At 50.9% G+C, this 2,052-nt stretch carries 2 protein-coding genes; one reads left to right on the top strand and one right to left on the bottom strand.

What is annotated here, in order from left to right; translation table 11 throughout:
* A partial coding sequence (locus VE954_RS29620) for a trypsin-like serine protease (RefSeq protein ID WP_324959753.1) occupies positions 1-535 on the bottom strand: 535 nt, incomplete at its 3' end.
* 630 nt (positions 536-1,165) lie between these two features.
* Here VE954_RS29620 and VE954_RS29615 point away from each other — a divergent pair.
* Positions 1,166-2,052: hypothetical protein (locus tag VE954_RS29615; protein WP_324959751.1), on the top strand; the 887-nt coding region annotated here is incomplete at its 3' end.

The following is a 2,052-nucleotide window of genomic DNA, read 5'->3' as shown; positions in this document are numbered from 1 at the left end:
CGCTACCATTCACTCTCCCACCGGGCACGCCTGTAAGGACATTGGCACCATACCCTACAATTGTTAGTTTCTGACCCACCGAGGGCGATTTGGAGGCGGGGGTGCTGAAACCTGAGGCTGAATCAGCCGGGAACGTCACGATGGTGACATCGTAACGACTAACGCCCAGAGAAATGTCATATTTGGGGTGGCGCTTAAAGCTCACCGCCTTGACCTTGGCGAAGTATTTCTCTTCGCCATTTTCCACTCTCTTGCCGAGCACATACAGTTTGGGATCTGATGAATCCAAACTTTCCACGCAGTGACCGGCTGTAATCATTTTCGTTTTACTCACGAATGTGCCTGTACAGGTGCCGGGCTTCCCTTCAACTGCCGCATAAATCTGCACAACCGATGGATAGCTGCTATCGCCAATCACCTTTCCATTGGTGACTTTCGTCTCACTGTTTTCGTTGGCTGCTCCGCACGCCACCAACATGAAAGCCAGGATTCCAGTTGCCACGATTTTACCAGCCACGAACGTTCTTCTTTTCATTTAAAACCCCCTTTGCTGTGTCTGAAGCCAAGCTAGCTAATATTTGGCCGATTGGCCATGTTCAAATTTCGCGTGCTGGAAAATGGTTTTCAATCCGTTCAGAAGATTGCTCAGCATGGAAAAGCCATCCGTAACCGCCCGGTTTGGCATGGGATTTTCTCGGACACCAAGTCAAATCCTTACACTGGCAAACGTTCCGCACCATGATCAGCGTGTAAAAAAACAGGTGACATCATGATGGTGGCTTTGAGTCGCTGAGGATCATTCGAAAACGGCAGGTCAGAGCAGAGGGTGATACCTCTGCTAAATCTTCGATTCGATGGCTGCATGATGGCTCGCGAATCCAGATGGTTCCTCGCTCGGCGTCTGCAAACGCAACAAAACCAACATTCTTACCATGACGTTGCTCGTCTGCGCTCAGCCTGTAAACGTCAGTTGTATCCACAAATACCTACTATCGTTTATGAGCCCTGGGAGCATATCCTGACCGCGGTTCATCTCCATAACGCTTGTCGCTTTCCACATTTCCCGATATAGAATTTAAGACCAGAGCGCGAGCGCCTTTATGATTCGACGCAGGATAAGCGCGCACCGGGATCAACCGTTTAAAAACCATAAAAGGAGCAGGTGATGATCAGTACCGTTGGAAAGTATCTTTGGATCGGTGCTCTCGCCACGGGCTGCGTGAGTTCAAGAAGAGATGCAGCCACATCTGATCAGCTCCAGCGAGCAACGAATTCGCGCTGGTTCAAGCTTAATACGGAGACTTACAAAGGGAAGCAGGACGACATTTTCTTTGTCGACTCTTCACTGGGATTTTATGTCAACGGCCAAGGAAAAATTTATCGCACCCGGGACGGCGGCCGGCAATGGCATCTGGTCCTTAATCAACCGGGCACCTATTTTCGAACGATAGCAATGATTGACAAGAGGCACGGATTCGCTGGCAATATCGGGACTGAATACTTTCCCAATGTAACCGATGAAACGCCGCTTTATGAGACCATCGACGGTGGCGAAACGTGGCACGCGGTCCAAAACCTGCCGGCGAAGTCGACCAAAGGACTTTGTGCGATCGATATCCAGCCCACAAAATTCATTAATGCCGGGAAGCTGGACCAGCGAACAATCATCCATGCCGGTGGCCGCGTCGGAGGTCCGGCTCAGCTTCTGCGCTCGCTCGATAGCGGGCGGTCGTGGAGCATCATAGATATGAGTCCATGGACAGCCATGATAGTCGATGTCAGATTCTTCGATGAGATGAATGGCATCGTCTTCGGCGGCTCAAGTTCGAATATCGAACAGTCGCACGCTTTGATCGTTGCCACACACGATGGGGGCAAGACCTGGACCAAGGTCTATGAGTCCAAGCGGCCTTTTGAAATCACCTGGAAAGGCAGCTTTCCGAGTCGCGAGCGAGGCTATGCAACGATCCAAAATTACAATCCCGATCCCAAGGTCGATCAACGACTTGTGGTAAGAACCCTTGATGGAGGGAAGAGCTGGGAAGAAATCCC

The sequence above is a fragment of the Oligoflexus sp. genome, assembly GCF_035638955.1.
Classification (GTDB): Bacteria; Bdellovibrionota_B; Oligoflexia; order Oligoflexales; family Oligoflexaceae; genus Oligoflexus.
This window is presented reverse-complemented; position numbering and strand designations above follow the sequence as displayed.